The organism is Quadrisphaera granulorum, from assembly GCF_003149145.1.
GTDB lineage: Bacteria > Actinomycetota > Actinomycetes > Actinomycetales > Quadrisphaeraceae > Quadrisphaera > Quadrisphaera granulorum.
Genome location: NZ_QGDQ01000018.1, coordinates 37862 through 59311, shown reverse-complemented (window position 1 = coordinate 59311; position 21450 = coordinate 37862). Strand labels below are relative to the sequence as shown.

Below are 21450 nucleotides of genomic sequence, written 5' to 3'. Positions count from 1 at the left end.
GCACCGTGACCGAGCTGCTCCTGCTGCTGACCGCGGCCGCGCTCGTCGTGGCCTGCGGCGGCTTCGTCGCCGCCGAGTTCTCCCTGCTCACGGTTGACAGGGCCACCGTCGAACGTGACGCCGCCGCCGGCGATCGCCGCGCCGCGGGCACCCTGGCGGCACTGCGCAGCCTCTCCACGCAGCTGTCGGGGGCGCAGGTCGGCATCACCATCACCAACCTCGCCATCGGCTTCCTCGCCGAGCCGGCCATCGGGAACCTCATCGCCCCCGCCCTGGAGTCCGCCGGCATCACCGGTGGGGCGGCACGGGCGACATCGGTGACGCTGGCGCTGGCCCTCTCGACGCTGTTCACGATGGTCTTCGGCGAGCTCGTGCCCAAGAACCTCGCCATCTCGCTGCCCTACGCCACCGCCTACCGGGTGCAGGGCTTCAGCCGCGGATTCGCCCGGGCCATGGCCTGGCCGATCCGGCTCCTCAACGGCATGGCCAACGCCCTGCTGCGCGGGGTGTTCCGCACCGAGCCGGCCGAGGAGCTGGCCTCGGCGCGCTCCCCGGAGGAGCTGCTCTCGCTGGTCCGCCGCTCCGCGGAGCAGGGCACCCTGGAGGAGGAGACCGCCGCGCTCGTGCAGCGCACGCTGGCGTTCTCCGACCGCCGCGCCGTCGACGTCATGACCCCCCGGATCCGGGTGCGGACCCTGTCCGCCGACGACGACCTCACCGAGCTCGTCGCGGCCGTCCACGACTCGGGGCGTTCCCGCTTTCCCGTGACCGGCACCGACCAGGACGACGTGCTCGGCGTGGTGCACGCCCGCCAGGCACTGCTCGTGCCCCCGGAGGAGACCGGCCGCGTGCTGCTGCGTGACGTCATGGAAGAACCCGCGCTGGTTCCAGAGACCCTCGAGCTCGACGAGCTGCTCGACCAGCTCAAGGACTCGCCCCTGCAGATGGCGGTGGTGGTCGACGAGTACGGAGGCTTCGCGGGCGTGGTGACCTTCGAGGACCTCGTCGAGGAGATCGTCGGTGAGGTGGTCGACGAGCACGACGTGGTGACCTCGGCGGTCCGCGAGGACGGCGAGGGTGGCTGGCTGGTGTCGGGGCTGCTGCGCCCGGACGAGGTGGCGGCGCGCACCGGTGTGCAGCTTCCCGAGCACCCCGACTACGAAACCGTCGCCGGGCTGGTGCTGCGTGAACTCGGGCGCATCCCGGACGTGGGCGAGGAGGTGCTGGTGCGGGTCACCACCGACGACTCCGACGACGACGGCGTACCCCGCGCGCTGCCCGCGCTGCTGCGCGTGGAGGCGCGCGACGGTCTTCGCCTCGATGCCGTGCACCTGCAGCTGCTCTCCGACGAGCCGGCTCCTCGTTCGACGGCGCCGCGATCGGAGGGCGAGCGATGAGCGACGGACTGGCGATCTGGCTCGCCGTCGTGCTCCTCGCGCTCAACGCGTTCTTCGTGGGCGCGGAGTTCGCGGTCATCTCCGCGCGCCGCTCCTCGGTGGAGCTGCTCGCCGCCGGCGGCAGTCGCGCGGCGCGCACCACGTTGCGGGCCATGGAGGACGTCACCTCGATGCTCTCGTGCGCCCAGCTCGGGATCACGCTGTGCTCCCTGGGCCTGGGCGCTGTCGGTGAGCCGGCCGTAGCCCATCAGCTGGAGCCGGTCTTCGAGGCGCTCGGCCTGCCCGACGCGCTGGTGCACCCGGTGGCGTTCGCCATCGCCCTGGCCCTCGTGGTCAACGCCCACGTGGTGCTCGGGGAGGTGGTGCCGAAGAACCTCGCCCTGGCTGGACCGGACCGGGCGGCGCTCGTCCTGGCGCCGCCGCTGCGCGCGCTCGCCACCGTGCTGCGACCCGTCATCGCCGTGTCGAACTGGATCGCCAACCACGTGCTGCGGCTGTTCAAGGTCGAGCCGAAGGACGAGGTGACCAGCGCCTTCACCCGGGAAGAGGTCGCCGGGCTCGTCGCTGAAGCCCGCTCTGAGGGGCTGCTCGAAGAGGATGTCGAAGAGCTCGCGACCGCTGCGCTGGGTTTCGCCGACCGCACCGCGTCAGCGGTGCTGCTGCCCTTGGATTCGCTCGCGACGCTGCCCGGAGACGCGACCGTCGCGGAGGTGCAGGACGCCGCCGCCCGCACCGGGTACTCGCGCTTCCCCATCGAGGACGGCCACGGCGGCCTCGCGGGGTACGTCCACATCAAGGACGTGCTCACCCTCGACCCCGAGGCACGGGCCGCCGCCGTCCCGGCGCGCTACGTGCGCGACCTCACGACCGTCTCGGAGTTCGACACGCTGCGCCCCGTGCTGCGCCGCATGCAGGAGACCGGCGCTCACCTGGCGCGCGTGGAGGGCTCGGACGGCGAGCTGCTGGGGGTCGCCACCTTGGAAGACGTGCTCGAGGAGCTCGTCGGGGAGGTCCGCGCGAGCGGCGCTGGAGCCCCTCACGCACCACACGGCACGCGCTGACGGCGCGTCGCTCGTTCCGCCACGGCGTGTCGCACGCCGTCGGCGTCGCCCCTGGGAGACCGTTGGGGCGTGCTGCTCGCCCTCGGACTCCTGCCCTTCGTCGCGGCGCTCGTGTTCTTGCTCGACCTCATCGAGCGCCGCTTGCTCACGGAGGCACGACCGCGCCGCCGCTGAGATCACCACCCGGTGGCGCGCCCCTGCGTGACGGCGTCGACGACCTCGGCCGCTAGCTCGGCAAGCTTGCGGTTGCTGTCTTGCGAGCGCCGCGAGAGCAGAGAGAACGCCTGCTCCGGGGAGACCCCGCGCTGTACCGCGATGATGCCCTTGGCCTGTTCGATGGCCGCCCGCGACACCATGGCCCGCTGCAGCTGCTCGGCGAGTTCGCGCGTGCTCTCCACCGCGAGCGCGTTGGTCAGTGCGATCGCCGCGTGCCCGGCGAAGACGGTGGCGACGTCGCGCGCCTGCGACGTCACGACGCTCTCGCCGCCGGTGTCGTAGAGGTTGAGGGCACCAACCGTGCGTCCGGGCACCGCCAGACCGACCGACAGCGTGGCGCGCACACCCGCGCGAGCCGCCACCTCCGAGAAGCCGGGATAGCTGGGGTCGCCGGATGCGGTGTCGCGAATGACGATGTTCTGGCCGGACATCGCGGCGTCCATGCACGGGCCGAAGCCCAGCTCGTACTGGCGCTCGTCGAGCTGGACGGCCAGATTGCCGGTGAACGCGACCGAGGTGGCGCGGCGCCCCTGCACGAGGGTGACTGACGCCTCGTCGGCTCCTGGCACACAGTCGCGGGCGAGCTCTGCCACCCGCTGCAGCACGGCGTTCAACGGCGTCCTGTCGAGCAGGATCCTTCCCAGCTCGGCGTAGGCGACGTCCACCGACATGCAGACCCCCGTGGTGCTTGTGCGCCCCCCGTTGTTCTCGACGAGCGGTCGCCCAATCTAGTAGGGGGTCCGGACAGGGGGCACCGCACCCGGCGCCGATGGGGTGCATCCCCGCCGGAGGTGCCCGTCCCCCGTGGCGGGGGACGGGCACGATGTCGAGATCAAGAACCCTGGACGTCGGGCTGGTCGCCTCCACCGGGAGCAGCAGGGGACGCGGGAGCAGCGGGCGCCGCGGGAGCCTCTGCGGCGGGCGCCTCCTGGCTCTTGTCGCCCTTCGCGCCCTTCTGCGGGCCGCCATCGCGAGCCGGCCCGCCCTGCTGACCTGTCCTGCTCGCGGGAGACGCCGGCGGACCTGCGGGACCGCCGGCGGGCGGCTCGGGGGCCGTGGAGACGGTCGTGGCATCCAGGGTGGTGCCGTCGCTGGCCACCGAGCCCTCGGCCATGACACGGGCGCCGACCACGAGCACGCTGGAACGGTCCGCAGTCGCGGGCTGCGCCGGCGCCTCCGGCTGCGCCGACGCTTCGGGCTGCGAGCCCTGCTGTCCCGAGGGGGCGGCAGGGGGCGCCGGCGGCGTGGGCGCGCTGGTGTAGGTGGTGCTGCCGGTGGTGCTCACCGTGCGGGTGAAGCCGTCCCGGTCGACCAGGGTGAACCCGGAGTCCGAGACCTCCTTCACCGTGCCGTCCAGGTGGGGCTGGTGCTCGTGCTGCTCGGCGCCAGGGCCGGCAGTGGGTCCGCCCTGCGGGGCGCCGTCGGCGGCGGCGCTGGAGGAGGAGGACGACGGCGACGACGCAGCGGGCGTCCCGTCGGCGAGGGCGACGCCGGCACCACCCACGGCAAGGCCACCGGCCAGGGCGACCGCCACCAGGGTGCGGCGCCCCCGCCGGGACTGGTGGGGCTGGCGCCCGGCTCGGACAGGCTCGTCCGAGGCGTCGGCGCCGGGGATCCAGGTGGGCTGGGTGGGCTCGTTCACGAGGTCCTCCATCGGAGTCGTGGCCCGCCGCTGCAGCGGGACCTGACGACAACGCTGGGCGGCGGGTCTGAAGCCGACCTGAAGCGCCACAGGCGCCACGACGTCTTCAGGAGCACCTCAGGCTGGGTCGACCACAATGGTCACGTGCCTGCTCCTGCCGCCCGCGCCCTGGTCGTAGAGGACGACGCCTCCGTCCGGGAGGCGCTCGTCGACGCCCTGCGGGCCGACGGCTACGCCGTGGAGGCACTCACCGACGGTGAAGGCTTCGAGGGCGCCGTCGATGCGTTCCGGCCCGACGTCGCCGTCCTCGACGTCATGCTCCCCGGCCCGCGCGACGGGTTCGCGCTGGCGCGCTCGTTGCGCCAGCGCAGCGACGCGGGCCTGCTCTTCCTCACCGCGCGCGACGCCGTCGACGACAGGCTCCGCGGCTTCTCGACCGGTGCCGACGACTACGTGGTCAAGCCGTACGTCACCGCCGAGCTGCTGGCCCGTCTGCGCGCGCTGCTCCAGCGCCTGGGGCGGGTGCCCTCAACGGTGCAGGTGGGCGACCTCGTCCTCGACGAAGCCTCCTCCGTGGCCACTCGTGCCGGGCACGTGCTCGACCTCACCGGCACCGAGCACCGACTGCTGGCCTACCTCGTGGCGGGCCGGGGCCGCACCCTGAGCAAGACCCAGATCCTCACGCAGGTCTGGGGCTACGAGGACTACGACCCCAACCTCGTCGAGGTGCACGTCAGCGCCCTGCGCCGCAAGACCGAGGCGCACGGGCCGCGACTCATCCACACGGTGCGCGGGCTCGGCTACGTGCTGCGGCCCTGATGGGCCCCCTGTCGCGCCGGACATCGCGCCCGAGAGCGCGCTGGAAGCCAGCGTCGCTGCGCGGTCGCGTCCGCGTCGCCGTCGTCGGACTGCTCGCGCTGCTCCTGGTGCTGCTTTTCGTGGCCGTCGACGTCGCCCTCGAGGCCAGGCTGGAAGCCGACCTGCGCACCCGGCTCACCGACCGGGTGGCCCTGGCGGAGCAGCTGTCCGGCAGCCTCGACCCCGACCAGCTCGTCCAGCAGCTGCGTGGTGACAACGTGCTTGCCGAGGTGTGCGACGGCGACAGCGGCTACTGCGCCAGCACCCGGGTCGCTCCGGCGCCCCCCGGGGTGCAGACCCCTCCGGCAGACCGCCCGGGGCGCGGGCCGGCCGCCCAGGACGGTCCAGGCGAGCAGCAGGTGCGCAGCGACGGCGACACCCTTTTCCTGGTGGCCAACCTCGAGGGGGGTCAGCGGCTGACGCTGCAGGTCGACGCGAGCACCGTGAGCGACACGCTCTCGCGGCTCGTCATCCTCGAGGTCGTCGGAGGCGCCGCGGCGCTGGTGGTGGCGTGGTTCGCACTCGGTCGCGTGGTGGGGGTGGCGCTACGGCCCCTGGACACCATGACGTCGGTGGCGCGGGACATCGCCGCCGGCGACCGGGGGCGCCGTCTCGGGTCTGGGCGCCCCGACACCGAGCTGGGGCGCACGGCGCTCGCGTTCGACGCGATGCTCGACGAGCTGGAGTCCGCCGTGGCCCGCGCCGAGCGCTCCCAGGAGCAGATGCGGGCGTTCCTGTCCGACGCGTCCCACGAGCTGCGGACACCGCTGGCGGGATTCCAGGCCAGCGCCGAGAACCTGCTCCGCGGAGACCCAGACCGCGAAGACCGCGAGCGCGCGCTCGCGGCGATGGTGCGTGAGAGCCGGCGCGCCTCGCGGCTGGTCGGCGACCTGCTCACCGCCGCCCGTCTGGAGGAAGGCGTGGAGCTGGAGCGGGCCGAGGTCGACCTCGTGGAGCTGGCCCGTCAGGAGGTGGAGCGGCAGCGGTTGCTGGCGCCGTCCACGGCGTGGTCGGTGGAAGCGGCCGGGTCGGTGGTGACCGTGTGCGACGCCGGGCGGGTGGGGCAGGTCCTGACCAACGTCCTCGACAACGCCCGCCGCGCGGTGGCGGGTGCCGGCTCAGTGGTGGTGTCGGTGCGCTCCGATGGCCTCACGGCCGTGCTCGAGGTGCGCGACAGCGGGCCGGGCATCCCCGCTGACCAGCGAGAACGGGTCTTCGAGCGACTCGTGCGCCTCGACGCCGGCCGCGACCGCGGCTCCGGCGGTGCCGGGCTCGGCCTGGCCATCGCGCGGGGGATCGCCCGCGCCCACGGCGGTGACCTTGTGGCCGCCGACCCCGGGGCGGGGCCCGACGGCGTGGGGGCGGGCGCCGTCCTGCGTCTGACTCTCCCCCTCACCCCCGCGTGATCATGGGCGTCCGCCACCTCCACAGCCTCTTGGACGGTGGCGAACCGCCCATGATCACGTAGGGGTTCAGGCGGGCCGGTTGCCGGAGCACTCTCCCGCCCCGCTCGAGCACACCGAGCCCCCGCCTCCGTGATCATGCCGGGGGTTAGCCACAGGTCAGAGCTATCTGTCGCATGAGCCACCCCGAGGTGCCGTAGGGCGTGCCATCACCGCTGCTGCCGCTGCTCAGGTCATAGATCGTGGTGCCCTGGGCTGCCCCACCGTCAACCACCGCCTCGCTGCTCAGCACCACCGCGCTCTGGAACCCGTCGCCCGCCGCCGAGCAGTCGACGTGGGCGGTGACCACCACCTGCTGCTCGTCACCAGGGGCGAGCAGGAGGGGCAGCGGGGGCGAGGAGGTCACCTCGACCCCACCCGACGTGCGAGCGGTGATCTTCACAGGAGCGCCGGCTGAGAAGTCGTAGGCAAGGTCCACGCGCAGCCGCCCGTCGGGGAGCCACGCGAAGGAGGTCTGCGGCATGCCTGACCCGCTGTCGGGGTGGCAGGCCCACACCAGCGCATCGGCCAGCTGCTGTGCCTCGTCCGCCGCGAGAGGGAGCCGCACCCGGTGGCTGGGATCTCCATCGCCGGGAGCCACCTCGACGACGACAGCGGCCGGCGCGGGCACCGCCGTGGGGATACCGCCGTAGGGGTCTGGAGCGGGCACGTCATCGCACTGCGTCTCGACCGCGGCCTGCACGGACAGTGCGCTGCCGGGAGCCAGCCGCACGGGGACGGGCGCCTCTCGCCTGCTCCCCGAAAGGGAGAACTTGCCGAGGTGGGGCGCGTCGAGCTCCACGAGCTGGGCGCTCACGGCCTGCGCCGAGGAGTTGACCAGCGGGACGGAGGCGCTGGCCAGGCTCAGGGCGCCTACGGTGGAGATCGAGCCGTCGAGGGTCACCTCCCCGGTGCGTAGCGCGGTGTCCAGCCTCAGGGTCCTCTCGGCTTGCGCGGCGCGGGCGTTCGCGTGGGCGGTGCCCAGCGCCGCCCCGAGCAGCGCGACCACCACGAGGACGCCGACCGCGAGCAAGCGGAGGCGCAGCCGATGTGTCGGCGGGCCGCTCTCGTCGTCGCCCTTCTCCTCGTGCGCAGCGAAGGCGTCATCGAGATCATCGAGTTCATCGTCGAGTCCGCGGAGGGCGTCGTTGCCGAAGGGCTGCCGGTTAGTGCTGCGGGGCCGCCCCGAGGTCACGTCCGGACCCTAGCTGCGCACCGGCGTCGTCGAAGGTGAGACGCCTCAGGTGGATCTGGCAGCAGGTCACCCCCGCTAGGGGCTGCCCCCGCCGTCCTTCAGTGATCACGACAGGGGATGGCAGGCGGACGACAGTGCCTCCGCCAGCTGCAGCGCCTCGTCGTCCGTGAGTGCCAGGCGCACCCCACGACGCACGTGGTCGTCTGCGGAGACGACGTCGACGACGACGGCCGCCGGCGTGAGCGCGCCGGGGCGCAGACGGTCGAAGGGGTCGGGCTCGGGCACCTCCTCGCACCGCACCGCGGCCGTCGCCGTGACGGGCAGGCTGCTGCCAGGCGCCAGGGCCACGGCCGAGAGCCCGCCGCCCTCACCGCCGGGGACTCGGAGGGGCCCGAGGTGCGGAGCGTCGACGGCGACGAGCTCGGCGGTGACGGTCGTCGCGGAGATGTTGGCCAGGGGCACGGACAGGGTCGCCAGGCGCTCGGCGCCGACGGTCGCGAGGTCTCCGTCCAGACCCACCGCTCCCGTACGCAGCGCGGAGTCCAGGCGCAGGGCTCGCTCGGTCTGCTCGGCACGCGCGTTCGCGTGGACGGTGCCCAGCACGGCGCCGAGCAGCGCCGCGCCGACCAAGGCACCCGCCAGGACGAACCGTCGACGGCGCACGCCGTCAGGCCGCTCGCCGTCGTCGTCGTGATCATCGCCCTCGTCGTCGAGGTCGTCGAGGTCGCGCGCCCAGTCCGTGGTCACGACGCCCGGCTCAGCCGGCGGGCCTGGCGACGACGAGGAGCGTGAGGTCGTCGACGGGACCCCCGGCGACGTGCTCGGTGACGGCAGCGGTCACCGCCGCCACGGTGCGCTGAGCAGCGTCGGGGCACGTGCGCTCGGACTCCGCGAGCCCCGCCAGCACCTCGAGGAGACCCTGCTCCCCCAGCTGACGCCCACGGGCGTCCGTGGCCTCGGTGACCCCGTCGGTGTAGAGGACGAGCTGATCCCCTGGCCCCACCGTGAGCTGCTCCTGCTCCACCGCGATGTCGGCGAAGGGCCCCAGCAGCGTCCCGGCCAGCCCCACCAGGCGCGGAGGCCCGCTGGCAGGGAGCAGGACGGGCTGCGGGTGGCCGGCCAGCGCGAGCGAGACGACGACGTCGATCTCGCCATGAGTCTCGCCGCCAGCCTCGGTAAGGGGCAGCGCGAGTGCTGCCATGGTGGCGAACCTGTCGCCCAGCTGCTCGTGCACGGCGTCGCCCACGGCGTGCAGCAGCGCGGCGGGGTCGTGGTGGGTGGTGGCCGCGCCGCGCAGCGACCAGCGCAGGGCGCTCGTGCTCGCCGCTGCACGCGGGCCGCGGCCGGAGACGTCGCCGATGACGGCGTACCAGGAACCGCCCGCGCCGGCGGGGCCGGCGAAGACGTCGAAGAAGTCGCCGCTGACGGCACCGCGCTCACCGTCGGCGCGCGTGGCCGGCTGGTACCCGGTGGCTACCGTCCACCCCGTCAGGTCGGGCAGCGTGCTCGGCACGAGGCTGGCCTGGACGGCGCGGGCGGTCTGGTCGAGCTCGTCGGCCAGGGCCGCGCGGGCGCGGCGGACCACCGCGTACGACGTCACGTCGCGCTGCACCGCCACGTAGTGCCTCGGGGCGCCATCGGCACCCATCACCGGTGAGAGCGCCAGCTCGTTGACGAACACGTGCCCGTCGGCGTGCCGGTTGACGAGGACGACCTCCCCCGCCTCCCCCGCGGCCAGCAGCTCGCGGATGCGCTGCACGGCGGCGGCCACCTCGGTGGAGCTCGTGCCGAGCGCGTCGAGCTCGGCGTTCGCGGAGGGGTCGAGCAGCCCGTCGTGAAGGAAGCGGCAGTTGCGTCCGAGCACCTCCTCCTCGTGATAGCCGGTGGTGCGTGTGAACGCCGGGTTGACGTAGACGATCGGCGCGTCGGGAGCGCGCATGTCGGCGACGCAGACGGCCTGGTCGACCGCGTCCAGCACCGACCAGGCCGCGGCCGGGGCGCGGCCCGGTACGAGCGCGCTGGCACGGTGAGCGGCGGGGTCCGCGTCGGTGAGCTCGCGCAGCTGGGACAGCGCCGCGAGCGGGAGACGAACGAGCTCGCGGCGGGCGTCGTGCGGGAGCCCGGTGAAGGGCGGGACGGCGGGACCGGCGTCGAGACGGTCGAGCACGGCCTCGACCGCGCCGGAGCTGACCGACCAGCGCTGGGACCAGGCGATCAGCCCGGCGCGGTCGGTCGACACCTGGTCAGGCTAGACGGGAGCGCTCCGAGCAGCGCCCCGAGAAACTCCCGCCCAGCCCAGCCCGGCCCAGCCACGCCACGCCACGCACCGTGGCGCCGGCGTGCCGTCCTCAGACGGTGAACCGCCCGGTGAGCGCTTGGAGCCGCGTCGCCGAGGTTGCCAGCGAGTTGGCCGTCTCCGCGGTGTGCCCTGCGGACTCCCGACTGCGCTCAGTACCGGCAGCGATGTCCGACACGTTTACGGAGATCTGCGACGACCCGGTGGAGATCTCGGTGACGTTCCTGACCATCTCCGACGTGGTGGCCGACTGCTCCTCCACCGCTGCCGCGATGGTCGCCTGCACCTCGTCGATCCTGGCGATGACGTCCGCGATGCCGCTGACCGCGGAGGCTGCTGCCGCCGCGTCACCCTGAGTGGCGCTCACCTTGGCGGTGATGTCCTCGGTGGCCTGCGCAGTCTGCCGCGCGAGCTCCTTGACCTCCCCGGCCACCACCGCGAAGCCCTTGCCGAGCTCTCCGGCGCGGGCAGCTTCGATGGTGGCGTTGAGCGCCAGCAGGTTGGTCTGCTCGGCGATGCTCGTGATGAGCTTGACGACGTCGCCGATCTCCCTGCTGGACACCCCCAGCCGCTCGATCGCCCCGCCAGCGGCCCCGGCGGCCGCCACCGCCGAGGACGCCATCTGCGACGCCTCGCTCGTGGCAGAGGCGATCTGGGCGATGGCGGCCGTCATCTCCTCACCGGCGGCAGCGACCGTGGAGATGGAGACGGTGACCTCCTCGGAGGCCGCGGCCACGACCACCGTCTGCGCGGCAGCTTCCTGCGCGCCGGTGGCCAGCTGCGCGGAGACACCGCTCAGCGTGCTGGAGGAGGCCGACAGGGACCGCGCCTCGGCGTCGATCTCCCGCATGGCAGCCGACAGCGATTCCAGAGACGCGTCGGTCGCCGCGGCCAGCTGCCCCACCTCGTCACGAGTGCGCAAGCCGACTCGCTGGTCCAGACGGCCCTGGGCGAGCCCGACCACAGCGGCGAGCACCTTGGCCAGCGGCCGGCTCACCGAGCGCGCGGCGATCACCGCGATCGCAGCTGCCAGCGCGAGGGCCAGCACGGTGCAGGTCACGACGACGACGACAGCCGAGCGGTGAGCCGCGGCTCCGTGGGCGGCCATCCTGGCGGCGGCCTCCCGCTCGGTCTTCGAGATGTCGGTCAGCGCAGCCAGGGCTTCCGTCGCCGGGGGCACCACCGTCCGAGCGCGCAGCTCGACGAAGCCCTGCAGGTCCTTGGCGCGCGCCAGCGGGACGACCTGTTGCACTCCGGTGCGCCACGCGGCCAGCGGCGTGCTGAAGGCGTCGCGCTGGGCCTGCGTGGTCGAGGGGGAGCTGGCGAGGTAGCCCTGCCAGGCCTCGTCGATGGCCTGCTGATCGGCGTCGAGCGCCTGCAGGGACTTCTCGGTTCCCGCGGTGTCGGAGACGAGAGCGGCGTTGGCGAGGTCGAACCGGGCGAGCTGGAAGGCCGCCGCCGTCCGTCCGGCGGTGTCCACCGACACCACCCCGCTCGCGGCCAGCTCCTCGAGGTTCGCCTGCGCCTCCCCGAGTCGCACGAGGCCAAGGCCACTGATCACGAGGAGCAGGGCGCACACCACCCCGAACCCGAGGTACAGCTTGGTGGCGATCTTGAGATCAGCGAGGCGAGCGAGCACGGAGTCCCTCCTGGGGGACGAACCGGGAGCAGCGCTGGTCTCCACTGCACCTCGTCCATCGGAAGGGAGACACCCGCCCTTGAGGGGTCAGGCGAGCAGTGCCGCCGCGTCACCGAGCGGCAGACCGTGCGCTGCCGCGACGGGCGCGCTGACCAGCTGCCCTCCGAGCGTGGTCAGGCCCTTGGCCAGCACCGGCGAGGTCTTCGCGGCACCGCGTACGCCGTGGGCGGCGACCGTGACCAGGTGCGGCAGGGTCGCGGAGGTCAGCGCGAGGGTGGACGTGCGAGCGACGGCTCCGGGGATGTTGGCCACGCAGTAGTGGACGACACCCTCCTCGACGTAGGTCGGGTTCGCGTGCGTGGTGGGGCGGCTGGTCTCGAAGCACCCGCCCTGGTCGATGGCGATGTCGACGGCGACGCTGCCGGGTCGCATGGCGGCGATCATCTCCCGGCTCACGAGCTTGGGCGCCTTGGCACCGGGCACGAGGACGGCGCCGATGAGCACGTCCGACTCCGCGACGTACTGGGCCAGGCGCGTGCGGTTGGGCGTCACGAGGTCGAGGCGGCCCTCGAAGACATCGGACAGGTACGCCAGTCGCGACGGGTTGGTGTCGAAGACCCTCACGATGGCGCGCATGCCGACGGCGATCTTGGCGGCCTCGGTGCCCGAGACGCCGCCGCCGATGATGGTGACCTTGGCCGCCGGGGTACCTGGGACGCCGCCCAGCAGCACGCCCGACCCGCCCGCGGGGCTCTCGAGGTGGTGCGCGGCGGCCTGCACGGCCATGCGCCCGGCGACCTCGCTCATGGGCGTCAGCAGCGGCAGGCGACCGTCAGGGGTCTGGACCGTCTCGTAGGCGATGGAGTCGATGCGCTTGTCGAGCAGGAAGTCGGTGAGCGAGCGGTCAGCCGCAGCGTGCAGGTAGGTGAACAGCTGCTGGCCCTCGCGGAAGCGGTGGTACTCGGCGGGGACGGGCTCCTTGACCTTGACGATGAGGTCGGCCGCAGCGAAGACGGCGTCGGCGCCGTCCACGACCTCGGCACCCGCGGCGACGAACTCGGCATCGCTGAAGCGCGACCCCGCGCCGGCGCCGGCCTGCACGACTACCCGGTGGCCGTGGTGGACGAGCTCGGCGGCACCGTCGGGCTGGAGCGCCACGCGGTTCTCGTTGTCCTTGACCTCGGTGGGGACCCCGATGACGAGCGGTGCAGACGACACGCCAGACCTCCTGCTCAACGCACCGACCCGCTCGGTGCTGACCGCTGCCAAATCTCGCAGGATGCTCGGCTCGTCAGGAGAGACCGTGACGAATCTTCGCGAGAATGTGCACTGTGCCGAGCAATCGTCGACCCAAGGCAGCTCTCACCGACGTCGACAGGACGATCGTCGAGGCACTGCGCCGCGACGCCCGCACCCCGGGCGCCGAGCTGGCGCGCAAGGCGGGGGTCGCGCCGTCGACGGCGTCGGTGCGGCTGCGCGAGCTGGAGCGCCGCGGCGTCATCACCGGGTACCACGCCACCATCGACCTCGACGCCGTCGGTGCGTCGCTGCAGGCGATGGTCTCCGTGCGGCTGCGCGGCGGCGCACGCGGCAGGTTGCGGGAGTTCACCGAGCACGCCCGGGCCCTACCGGGCGTGCTGAGCGTGTTCTTCCTTGGGGGTGAGGAAGACTTCCTCCTGCATGTGGCGACGGCGGACGCGGCGGCCCTGCGCGACCTGGTGGCCGACGGACTGTCCACACGGCCGGAGGTCTCCTCCACCCGGACCAGCATCATCTTCGAGCACTCCCGGGGCACCGGCTCGGCGGTGCCCCGGGAGTAAACGCTGCTCGACCCGGCGCTCAGCCCGTGTTGCGCATCCCCGCGGCGATGCCGTTGATGGTGAGCAGCAGCGCGCGCTGCAGGCTCGGGTCGGTCTCGCCGCGGCGGTAACGGCCCAGCAGCTCGGTCTGCAGGTGGTGCAGCGGCTCGAGGTAGTTCTCACGGACCTCCAGCGTGGTGCGCAACGCCGGCTCCCGGTCGAGCAAGGCGGCGTCGCCGGTGACGGCGAGCACCTGCTTCACCGTGAGGTCGAACTCCTCACGCACCACGTCGAGCAGCCCGCGCAGCGGCTCGGGCGCGAGCTCCACGTACGCGGCGGCGATGTCGAGGTCGGTCTTGACCAGCGTCATCGACACGTTGCCGAGGAACGTGCGGAAGAAGCGCCACTGCTCGTACATCTCGCGCAGCACGTCGAGCGCGGCGCCGTCGTCGTCGACGACGGCCTTCAGACCCGACCCCACGCCGAACCAGCCCGGCACGATCTGGCGCGACTGGGTCCACCCGAACACCCACGGGATGGCCCGCAGGTCTTCGATGCCGCCGCCGCCGGGGCGCTTGGACGGGCGCGAGCCCACGTTGAGCGCCCCGAGCAGGTCGACGGGAGTGGCGGTGAGGAAGTACTGGGTCAGCCCGTCAGCCTCGACCAGCGACCGGTACCTGTCGTGCGCGGCGCGGGCGAAGCTGTCCACCAGCGCGTCCCACCGCTGGCCCTGCTCGGGCGTGCGGCGGTCGGTGCGGTGCAGCACGCTCGCCTCGATGGTCGCGGCCAGCGTCAGCTCGAGGTTCTGCCGGGCCAGCTGCGGCAGCGCGTACTTGTCGCTGATGACCTCGCCCTGCTCGGTGATCTTCACCTCGCCATCGACGGTGCCCGAGGGCAACGCCATGATCGCGTCGTAGGTGGGACCGCCGCCACGGCCCACGGAGCCCCCGCGACCGTGGAAGAAGCGCAGCTTGACGCCGAAGCGACGGGCCACGTCGCGGGCGCGGCGCTGCGCCAGCTGGATCTGCCACTGCGACGCGGCGATGCCACCGGCCTTGTTGGAGTCGGAGTAGCCGAGCATGAGCTCCTGCACGTCACCGCGCAGGCGCACGAGTTCGCGGTAAGACGGGTCCGACAGCAGCGAGGTGAGGATCCGCTCGGTCTGCTCCAGCTCCACCACCGTCTCCAGCAGCGGCACGAAGTCGAGCCGCGCCACCCCGGCGGTGAGGTCCACCAGGCCGGCCTCGCGGGCCAGGACGACGGCGGCGAACACGTCGTCGGCGTCGTGCGTCATGGAGATGATGTAGCTCTCGACGACGCGGCGGCCCAGGGAGTCCTGCGCCCAGCGGATGGCGTCGAACGCGCCCGCCGTGGTGGCGGTCTCGCCCTCCAGCGGCAGCGGCGGCAGCGCCAGCGGCCGCGGCGAGGCGAGCTCGCGCGAGAGCACCTCCAGGCGCTCCGGCTGGCTCAGCTCGCCGTAGGGGCGGGTCGGCTCGCCGTCGCGACCGATCAGCCGGTCGAGCAGCGCGCCGACCGCGGCGTGGTGCTTGGCGGAGTGCTCGCGCACGTCGAGGGTGGCGAGCACGAGGCCGGTGGCGGCCACGGTGCGCACGAGCCGCTCGGTCTCACCGGAGGCGACCAGGTCGCCCTGGTGCGCCTTGACCGACTCGTGCAGGAGGAGCAGGTCGGACAACAGCTCGGTGTCATCGGCGTAGCACCGACCCGGCACGTGCGCCGTACCCGCCGCGATGCGCTGCTCGGTCAGCGCCAAGCGCACGTCGATGCACGTGAGGAAGAGCCGGTAGGGCTCCTGCACGTTGAGACGGCGGTAGCGGGGCTCGACCTCGGGGAGGGCCTCGATGAGCTCCTTGGTGCGCGCCGCGAGCTCGGGCGAGACCGGGCTGACCGCCTCGCTGACGGACAGGTCGCGGCGCAGCAGGTCGACCTTGGCGCGCAGCAGATGGATGCCGTGGCTGGCCTGCAGCGCGAGCACCTCGCGCGTGACCTTCGGGGTGACGAAGGGGTTGCCGTCGCGGTCACCGCCCACCCACGAGCCGAAGCGGAGCGGGCTGGTGGACGGCGGCAGCGCCACGCCGTGCTCGGCGAGCCGGTCGCGCAGTTCCTCCAGGACGTCGGGCAGCGCCGCGCGGGACAGGCCCTCGAGGTAGTAGACGATGTTGCGGGCCTCGTCGATCGGCTCCGGCGGCTCCACGCGCAGCTCGTCGGTGAGCCACAGCAGCTCCACGGCCTCGGACAGGCGCCGGGTGCGGCGAGGGCTGTCAGGCTCCTCGAGCAGCGACGCCACGCGGCGCAGCTTGTCGATGGTGGAGCGGCGGGCCACCTCGGTGGGGTGGGCGGTGAAGACGGGGCGCACCGCGACGTGCTCCATGATCGCGGCGAGCTCCGTGGCCTCCACGCCCGCCTCGGCGATCCGGCCGAGCGCCTGCTCCACCCAGCCGCCGGCGGCGTCCTGCTCGGCGCGCAGCGCGCGGCCGCGGTGCACCTGCTCGGTGGTGTTGGCCAGGTGGAAGTAGGCGGTGAAGGCCCGCACGAGTCGCGTCACCGTCTCCAGGTCGAAGCCCGGAAGCTCGGTGAGGGTGTTCTCCTTGGCGTGCGCGCGCACCCGCTCGACGAGGTCGAGCAGCTCCTGGCCCTCGTGGCGAACCAGGGTCTCGCCCAGCATCGTGGTGACGAGGCGGATGTCGCGGCGCAACGCGTCGAGCGCGGCCCCGGGTGTCGAGTCGGCATCGGGCCTGGTGGTCATAGGGCCATATGGTGGCCGCAGTCGGCCGCACGCAGGGCGTCGGGTGCCCGATCTCGGACCGGACGGCGCAGCGCGTCACTGCGGAGCAGCGCCTCAGGTCTCCCCGGGCTCTTCGCGAGGAGCAGTCACCTGCAGCCGCGAGGCCAGCGCACGCAACCTGTCCTCGGCCACCCGGCCGCTGGACAGCAACCACGGGTCGCGCGGCGGGGCCTGCGGCGACGCCGCGCGCTCGACGGCCTCCAGCGCGGTGCCCAGGCAGCGCGACCACGCCGTGGTGCCCCCGGGGGCGTCGACCAGGTGCAGCGCTTCGGCCAGCTCGTCCGGGAAGTGCCACGCGGAAAGCGCGGCGGCGGAGACCTCGGTGTGGCAGACCCCGAAGGCGGTCCGTTCGGCGGCGAGCAGCGCCTGGCGGCCGCCGCGGCGCACGTCGTCGTCGTCAAGGATCGCCCGGTAGCCCGTCGGGTCGTGGTGGGCGAGCACGGCCTGCCCCAGCCCCGCCAGCAGGCCGAGGCAGAACACCTCGGGGGCGGGGATGCCGAACACGGGGGCCAGCTCGCCGCAGGCCACCGCGACGGCCTCGGAGCGGACCCAGGTGTCCTCCGGAAGCACACCCTCGGTGTCGGCGCCCGCCGCGGCGGTGGCCGCCATGGCACGGACAGCCGCGAAGCCCACCACGGTGACCGCGAACGGCAGGGTGCGGACCCGGCCACTGAGCCCGTAGAACACGCTGTTGGCCAGCCGGGTCACGCGCGCGGTCAGCGCCACGTCGCTGGCCAGCACACCTGCGAGCTCGGGTGAACCGACGGAGCTGTCGGCGGTCATGGCCACGATGCGTGACGCCACGGGACGGCGGGAGGCGAGGTCGTCGACGACGTCGACCAGCGCGGCCAGCGTCGCCTCGGCGCTCTCGCGCTCGTCGAGGCCGTCACGGTCGACAGCGCCCGCCGAGTCAGCTGTGTCCGCTGCGCCCGACACGTCCGCCACATCGGTCACCGTGAACCGGCCTCCGGGTGCTGCGGCCGCACCTCGCGGCGCCACGTGACGAGGTCGGCGGGGGTCATGGCCCGCCCGTAGAGCCACCCCTGCACGAGGTCGGCGCCGAGCGCCGCCAGGGCCTCCACCTGCTCGGGGTGCTCCACCCCCTCGGCCACGGCCGACAGCCCCAGGCTGTGGGCCAGGCCGATGACGGCGGAGGCGACCTGCGGGTGGCCGCGGTGCAGCTCCTCGACGAAGGACCTGTCGACCTTGAGGTAGTTGACGGGCAGCTGGCGCAGGTACGCCAGGGACGAGTACCCGGTGCCGAAGTCGTCCAGGGCCACCGACACGCCCATCGCCTGCAGGCGCAGCAGCCGGTCGCGGCTGGCCTCGCGGTCGTGCACGAGGGCGGTCTCGGTGACCTCCAGGCACAACCGGGTGGCCGGCAGGCCGGTGCGAGCCAGCACGCGGGCGACGTCGTCGACCACGGCGCGGGAGCTGAGCTGGATGGCCGAGAGGTTGACGTTGACCTTCTGCGGGGCGGCCGTGCCCAGCTCGTCGCACCAGCGGACCAGCTGCGAGCACGCCTCCTCGAGCACGAAGAGGCCGAGCTGCTCGATGAGGCCGTTCGCTTCGGCGATCTTCACGAAGTGGTCCGGCGACACCGGGCCGCGCTCCGGGTGGTCCCAGCGCACCAGCGCCTCGACGGCGGGCAGGGCGGTGGGGTCGCTGACGGAGATCACCGGCTGGTAGGCCACGCGCAGGCTGCCCGCCTTGAGCGCCTCGCGCAGGTCGAGGGTGAGCGCGAGGGAGTCGCGCGCCTCCTCGCGGGCCGCGGCGTCGCACAGCGCGACCCGGTTGCGGCCCTCGCCCTTGGCGCGGTACATCGCGATGTCGCAGTCCTGCAGGAGGTGCTCGGCTCCGGTGTGCCGCGCCGTCGCGCGCGCTACCCCGACACTGGCGGAGACGCTGAACGGCAACCCGTCGACGACGAGCCCCTCGCCCAGGCGAGCCAGCACGGCCTCGCCCAGGGCGAGCGCGGCGACGTCGTCGGCGGCGCCCTCGAGCAGGACGACGAACTCGTCACCGCCCCAGCGGGCCACCAGGTCACCGGGCCGCACGGCACTGCGCAGCCGCTCCGCCACGGCGACGAGCAGCTGGTCGCCCGTCTCGTGACCGAGACTGTCGTTGACGATCTTGAAGTTGTCGAGGTCGAGGAACAGGCAGGTCATCACCGACACGTCGGGCTCGAGGCCGTCCGCGGCGCGCAGCCTCGCCGCGACGTCCTCCTCCAGGGCCACGCGGTTGGGCAGCCCGGTGAGCGCGTCGGTGCGGGCCTGGTGGGCCAGCTGCAGCTCGAACGCGCGCCGCTCGGTGAAGTCCTCCACGGTGCCGACGAAGCCCGCGCCGTGGCCGGGGCTGGCCGCCGGCGAGAGCCGCACCAGCACCCACCGGTGCTCGCCGTCAACCCTGACGATCTGCACCTCCGCCTGTGCGGACTCCCCCGCGAGCGCCTGCTCGACGCACCTCAGGACAGCGGGCAGGTCCTCGCCGAGGATGTGGGTGGTCCACGCCAGACCGAGCAGCTGCTCGTGGTCGGCGCCGACGAGTTCGCAGAACGCGTCGTTGACGTGGGCGAGGCGGAGGCCGGCCTCGGAAATGATGGTCGGGACGGGGCTGTGCCGCACGAGGGTCTCGAAACGGCGTTCCTGGGCGCTGGCGTGCTCCTGCGCGAGGCGCTCGGGCAGCGTGCCGGACGGGCCCATGATCAGCGCCCACAGTCCGGTGGACGGCGAGGGGACGGCGACGAGCTCGACGTCCACGGGCTCGGAACCCGCGACGAGGACGGCGACCAGCGACCTGCCCTTGCGCGAGGTCCGCAGGACCTCGGGACGGAAGGCCCCGGGGCCTGCGGGCGCCAGCAGGGAGCCCACCTCACGGCCCACGAGACCGCGGGGCTCGCTGCGGACCAGCTCGCCGGCGGCGCCGTTCGCCCAGAGCACCACGGCCCGGTCGAGGCCGGGAGCGTCGGGCGGGCTCTCGACGACGAGCTTCGCGCGACTGGAGGAGAAGGCGGAGTCGAGCAGAGCCCGCTGCACCCGCTCGTCGGCGGCTACGGACGTTGCCTCCGCGGGGAGAGGCGGAGTCTCAGCTCGGGTCTGCGGCGGGACCGGGAGGGGGGTCGGCGCGGCGGTGTGGCGAGGGTCGGCGAGCGCGGCGTCGCGCTGCTCGCTCTTTCCCATGCCTCTTCCTCCCTGCGGTCGAACGCGGCCCGGGTGCGGCGCTCACCCCTCCATCGGCGGCTCGGGGCGCTTCTTGACCCCCACTCCACCGACAGCCCCCATCGGCGTCCCGGGGTGCGCCCTCGGTGCGGCCGTCCTAGCGTCGGGAGCGGTCGACAGCACGGCCACCACGGTCCGCCAGGCCCAGGACGACGGGGGCGACGACGACGTGAGCGTGCGGGAACGGTGGCTGCCGGCATCGCCGGAGGCCGTGTGGGAGCAGCTGGCCGACGGGTGGCGCTACGCCGACTTCGTGGTGGGGAGTGCCCACGTGCGACGGGTCGACCCCGGGTGGCCCCGACCGGGCACCTCCATCCACCCGGTGGTCGGTGCGTGGCCCCTCCTGCGGCGAGGCCGCACCACCAGCGAGGAGGTCGGCGCACCGCACCGCCTGGTGCTCACGGCGCGCAGCTGGCCGCTGGGTGGGGCGCGGGTGGTCTTCGACCTTCTCCCCCGTGACGGTGGCACGCTGGTACGACTCACCGAGGACGCTGTCGAGGGGCCGGGTCGCCTGGTACCACGGCCCCTGCGCGACCCCCTCATCAGTGCCCGCAACACCGAGACGCTCCGCCGGTTGGAAGACCTGGCGGTCGGGCGTAAGCATCGCTGAGGAGTTCGGTCAGCGTCCCCTTCGCGGGCGCGGCGCTCGGGGCGTTCCCGGGGGCCCGTGCCCCTCGTCGCTCGCCACCGTGGTCTCGCGCAGCACCAGTGCCTCCTCCCGCGGACCGGCCCGCACCACCGAGAGACCGGTGGCGGTGCCGGCGAGCAGGTCGAGGAGCCTCAGCACGGCCGCGCTGGGACGCAGGACGAGCAGGGAGCCGCCGTCACCCGCGAGCGCGAGCAGAGCCCGCAGGCCCCCGACGTCCATGAACGCCACCTCGGAGGTGTCGACGACGGCGCGCTGCCCGTGGCGCTGCAGCAGGTCGCGGAGGGCTCCCAGCTGCTCGGCGCAGCAGAGGTCGACTTCGCCGCTCAGGACGACGACGGGCCCGGTGGCGGACCACCGCACCAGGGCACGGAACGGCGTGGCGAGGGGCGGGTGGTGCGCGCCATCGGAGTGCTCTGCATGGTGCTCGTGAAGCTGGTGCACGGAGCCCTCACCGGTGAGTCGTCCGAGGGCCCTTGCGTGGACCGGTGCTCAACGTAGGCGTTCCACGCCGCCGCGACAACGGGTGGGAGAGTGAACGAATGTCCCACCTCGCCAGTTGCCCGGAGCTGGCTCTGTGCGATGCCGTACGGCCGGCGGTGGGCTGGGACAGGGTGGCGGTGTCCGTCGTCGTGGATGCCGAGCGCCGACTACCGCTCGCCGGCTCCGACCTCGCGCTGCAGCGGTTCAGCAACTTCCAGCAGACGCTCGTGCAGGGGCCGTGCCTGGATGCTCTGCGCTGCGGTGCGCCGGTTCTCGTCGACGACCTGCGCTCCACCGGCGCGCCGTGGCAGCTGCTGCTGAGCACGACCGCGGAGCGGTTCCCCGTGCGCTCCACGGCGTCGCTGCCGCTGCTGGGGTCCGGACCGGTGGGCACGCCCGTGGGGGTGCTCACCGTCGGGAGGGACGCCGTCGCCCCGTTCACGAGCGCGCAGGTCGACGTGCTGACGCGCCTGGCCGACGTCCTTGCCGGAATCATCCTCGTCAGGGGCTCGCGGGGAGACCTCTTGGCTGACGTCTCCACCGACGACCTGCCGGTGCTGGTGGGGATGCTCCGGGCACGGCTGGCCCTGGACGAGGCCGAGGCGCTGGCGCGGCTGCGCGCGTACGCCTTCGCGGCGGGGCGGACCATCCACGAGGTGGCCACGGACGCGGTGGCCGGACTGCTGGACCTCGAGGAGGTGGGCCTGCACCGCTGATCTGCTGATCTGCGGTGCAGGCCCACGTCCCGCCGGAGA

At 73.4% G+C, this 21450-nt stretch carries 18 protein-coding genes; 7 read left to right on the top strand and 11 right to left on the bottom strand.

Annotated elements, in window-relative coordinates:
• The first annotated feature begins 5 nt into the window (after positions 1-5).
• Both BXY45_RS14215 and BXY45_RS14210 read left to right on the top strand, forming a co-directional pair.
• A complete protein-coding gene (locus BXY45_RS14215; RefSeq protein ID WP_109775180.1) occupies positions 6-1397 on the top strand; it encodes a hemolysin family protein in 1392 nt (463 codons plus the stop codon).
• Positions 1394-2458 (top strand): hemolysin family protein, encoded by a 1065-nt coding sequence (locus tag BXY45_RS14210; RefSeq protein ID WP_109775179.1) that lies wholly within the window; start codon positions 1394-1396, stop codon positions 2456-2458. The genes BXY45_RS14215 and BXY45_RS14210 overlap by 4 nt, the downstream gene beginning before the upstream one ends.
• Positions 2459-2634: 176 nt before the next feature.
• Here BXY45_RS14210 and BXY45_RS14205 read toward each other — a convergent pair whose 3' ends face one another.
• Positions 2635-3345, bottom strand: a complete 711-nt coding sequence (locus tag BXY45_RS14205; protein ID WP_109775178.1) for a GAF and ANTAR domain-containing protein — start codon at positions 3343-3345, stop codon at positions 2635-2637.
• Between the two features lie 161 nt (positions 3346-3506).
• Positions 3507-4316 (bottom strand): hypothetical protein, encoded by an 810-nt coding sequence (locus tag BXY45_RS24255; protein WP_146211214.1) that lies wholly within the window; start codon positions 4314-4316, stop codon positions 3507-3509.
• A 144-nt stretch (positions 4317-4460) separates the two neighbouring features.
• Here BXY45_RS24255 and BXY45_RS24250 point away from each other — a divergent pair, with 144 nt between their 5' ends.
• Together BXY45_RS24250 and BXY45_RS24570 are read left to right on the top strand one after the other, a co-directional pair.
• Positions 4461-5135 (top strand): response regulator transcription factor, encoded by a 675-nt coding sequence (locus BXY45_RS24250; RefSeq protein WP_109775176.1) that lies wholly within the window; start codon positions 4461-4463, stop codon positions 5133-5135.
• The gene (locus BXY45_RS24570) at positions 5135-6580 is read left to right on the top strand and encodes a sensor histidine kinase (protein WP_109775175.1); all 1446 of its coding nucleotides are present in this window, start codon (positions 5135-5137) and stop codon (positions 6578-6580) included. Before BXY45_RS24250 ends, BXY45_RS24570 begins: the two co-directional genes overlap by 1 nt.
• 145 nt (positions 6581-6725) lie before the next feature.
• Here the strand turns inward: BXY45_RS24570 and BXY45_RS14185 are convergent, their stop codons facing one another.
• The 5 genes from BXY45_RS14185 to ald all read right to left on the bottom strand — a co-directional run bounded on the left by BXY45_RS14185 (position 6726) and on the right by ald (position 12964).
• Positions 6726-7811 carry a hypothetical protein gene (locus BXY45_RS14185; RefSeq protein WP_109775174.1) on the bottom strand — a complete coding sequence of 362 codons (1086 nt, stop codon included), beginning with the start codon at positions 7809-7811 and terminating at the stop codon, positions 6726-6728.
• Positions 7812-7916: 105 nt separating this feature from the next.
• Positions 7917-8558: a hypothetical protein gene (locus BXY45_RS14180; protein WP_109775173.1), complete on the bottom strand. Its 642-nt coding sequence runs from the start codon at positions 8556-8558 to the stop codon at positions 7917-7919.
• 10 nt (positions 8559-8568) lie between these two features.
• The gene (locus BXY45_RS14175; protein ID WP_109775172.1) at positions 8569-10050 is read right to left on the bottom strand and encodes a PP2C family protein-serine/threonine phosphatase; all 1482 of its coding nucleotides are present in this window, start codon (positions 10048-10050) and stop codon (positions 8569-8571) included.
• Between the two features lie 109 nt (positions 10051-10159).
• Positions 10160-11746: a methyl-accepting chemotaxis protein gene (locus BXY45_RS14170; RefSeq protein ID WP_245961828.1), complete on the bottom strand. Its 1587-nt coding sequence runs from the start codon at positions 11744-11746 to the stop codon at positions 10160-10162.
• A gap of 87 nt (positions 11747-11833) precedes the next feature.
• Positions 11834-12964, bottom strand: coding sequence for an alanine dehydrogenase (gene ald / locus BXY45_RS14165; RefSeq protein ID WP_109775170.1), 1131 nt, complete (start codon positions 12962-12964; stop codon positions 11834-11836).
• A 113-nt stretch (positions 12965-13077) separates the two neighbouring features.
• Between ald and BXY45_RS14160 the strand changes: the two genes are divergently transcribed.
• Entirely contained in the window at positions 13078-13566 is a 489-nt protein-coding gene (locus BXY45_RS14160) for an Lrp/AsnC family transcriptional regulator (RefSeq protein WP_211319575.1), read from the top strand.
• Between the two features lie 19 nt (positions 13567-13585).
• On the opposite strand, the gene ppc is transcribed toward BXY45_RS14160, so the two are convergent.
• The 3 genes from ppc to BXY45_RS14145 all read right to left on the bottom strand — a co-directional run bounded on the left by ppc (position 13586) and on the right by BXY45_RS14145 (position 19527).
• Entirely contained in the window at positions 13586-16309 is a 2724-nt protein-coding gene (ppc, locus tag BXY45_RS14155; protein ID WP_109775168.1) for a phosphoenolpyruvate carboxylase, read from the bottom strand.
• A gap of 93 nt (positions 16310-16402) precedes the next feature.
• Positions 16403-17293: an HDOD domain-containing protein gene (locus BXY45_RS14150; protein ID WP_146211213.1), complete on the bottom strand. Its 891-nt coding sequence runs from the start codon at positions 17291-17293 to the stop codon at positions 16403-16405.
• A 5-nt stretch (positions 17294-17298) separates the two neighbouring features.
• Positions 17299-19527, bottom strand: a complete 2229-nt coding sequence (locus tag BXY45_RS14145) for a putative bifunctional diguanylate cyclase/phosphodiesterase (protein WP_109775165.1) — start codon at positions 19525-19527, stop codon at positions 17299-17301.
• Between the two features lie 73 nt (positions 19528-19600).
• On the opposite strand from BXY45_RS14145, the gene BXY45_RS14140 reads away from it, so the two are divergent.
• The gene (locus BXY45_RS14140; RefSeq protein WP_211319574.1) at positions 19601-20176 is read left to right on the top strand and encodes an SRPBCC family protein; all 576 of its coding nucleotides are present in this window, start codon (positions 19601-19603) and stop codon (positions 20174-20176) included.
• 9 nt (positions 20177-20185) lie between these two features.
• Here BXY45_RS14140 and BXY45_RS14135 read toward each other — a convergent pair whose 3' ends face one another.
• Positions 20186-20656, bottom strand: coding sequence for an STAS domain-containing protein (locus BXY45_RS14135; RefSeq protein WP_109775164.1), 471 nt, complete (start codon positions 20654-20656; stop codon positions 20186-20188).
• Positions 20657-20754: 98 nt separating this feature from the next.
• Here BXY45_RS14135 and BXY45_RS14130 point away from each other — a divergent pair, with 98 nt between their 5' ends.
• Positions 20755-21411 carry a GAF and ANTAR domain-containing protein gene (locus tag BXY45_RS14130; protein ID WP_109775163.1) on the top strand — a complete coding sequence of 219 codons (657 nt, stop codon included), beginning with the start codon at positions 20755-20757 and terminating at the stop codon, positions 21409-21411.
• Positions 21412-21450 lie beyond the last annotated feature (39 nt).